This window comes from Sinorhizobium sp. KGO-5 (assembly GCF_036245905.1).
Lineage (GTDB): Bacteria > Pseudomonadota > Alphaproteobacteria > Rhizobiales > Rhizobiaceae > Sinorhizobium > Sinorhizobium meliloti_A.
Map to the genome: position 1 here is coordinate 1 of NZ_BDIZ01000022.1, position 1,382 is coordinate 1,382.

Here is a 1,382-nt window from a genome sequence, read left to right on the forward strand (position 1 = left end):
CCTCATCCCTTATGTGGACGGCTCCCCCTTGCAAGTGTTTTTTGCAGATTTTTTGATCGGATCGCTTGCTTCCATATGTTCGGCCTTTCGGTGTGGCCGCACAGGGCCACTGGCCAAGATGGTTTCCGCAACGCCTGTGCCAAACAGTGCAACGGCCTTGGAAGGCCATTGGGATGAGCGGCGTGTCAAGCGTCTTGGGAATCGATCGATCGCACCATCTGCTTGTTCTCTTGCAAGTTCACAGCATCAGCCGGACACGGACGGCTTTGTGTTGCGCGCCCATGGCGGCCAATCTCTATGCGGCCTGCGGCTGCTCTTCCATCCTCCGATAGGTTTGGCCGCTCACCATCAGCTTCCAGGCGATCCGGGCGATCTTGTTGGCGAGCGCCACGGCAACAAGCTTAGGCTTTTTGCGTTGCAGCAGTCCGGTGAGCCATTGCGAGGCATGCCGGCTTCGGCCGGCTCTGACCTGTTGAAGAAGAGAGGTCGCCCCAACCACCAGAACGCTTCGCAGCATCTCGTCGCCGGCACGGGTGATCACCCCAAGCCTCGTCTTGCCAGCGGTCGAATGATCCTTGGGCGTCAGTCCCAACCAGGCGGCAAACGCCCGGCCGGACTTGAACAGCCGGGCATCCGGGGTTTTCAGCATCAACAGCGTTGCGCCGACCGGACCGACACCGGGAATTTGCGCAAGGCGCAGGCTGCATTCATCGGCGCGGTGCAAATCCAGCAGCTCTTCCTCCACCTTCTTTATCTCGTGAAGCAGACCGCGATATTCATCGCCATGCATGGCAAAAACCTTTCGCGCAAGAACGGGCAGCGATGGGTCCTGCGCTATGCGCTCCAATAGCGGTTCGATCCTGCACATGCCGGTGGCCGCGACGATGCCAAACTCCATGGCAAAGCCGCGAATGCTGTTGGCCAGTTGTGTCCGGTTGCGGATCAGCCTCTCGCGCAAGCCAACCAGCATCAAGGCGGCCTGCTGCTGCGCCGTCTTCACCGGAACAAACCGCATCGTCGGCCGGCTCATCGCCTCGCACAATGCTTCGGCGTCCGCCGCATCATTCTTCCCGCGCTTGACATAAGGCTTGGCCAATTGCGGCGCGATCAATTTCACCTCATGGCCGAAGGAACGCAGCAGTCGGGCCCAATGGTGGGAACCACCACACGCTTCCAGCGCAATACTGGTCGGTGCCGCCTTCTGGAAGAATTTCACCATTTCCTTGCGCGTCAGCTTCCGGCGCAGGATCGGTTGCTCGGCGGCGTTCACTCCATGCAACTGGAAAACGCTCTTTGACGTATCCATGCCAATTCGGATAATCTGCTCCACGGACGGTCTCCCTCGATTGATGTCTTAACGACTCACTCTGGCACATTGCGAT

General features: G+C 59.3%; 1 protein-coding gene. It reads right to left on the bottom strand.

Translation table 11 applies throughout. From position 1 onward, the window contains the following. Positions 1-295: 295 nt before the first annotated feature. A complete protein-coding gene (locus tag BHD07_RS31810; RefSeq protein WP_338284317.1) occupies positions 296-1,330 on the bottom strand; it encodes an IS110 family transposase in 1,035 nt (344 codons plus the stop codon). Between the last annotated feature and the right edge of the window lie 52 nt (positions 1,331-1,382).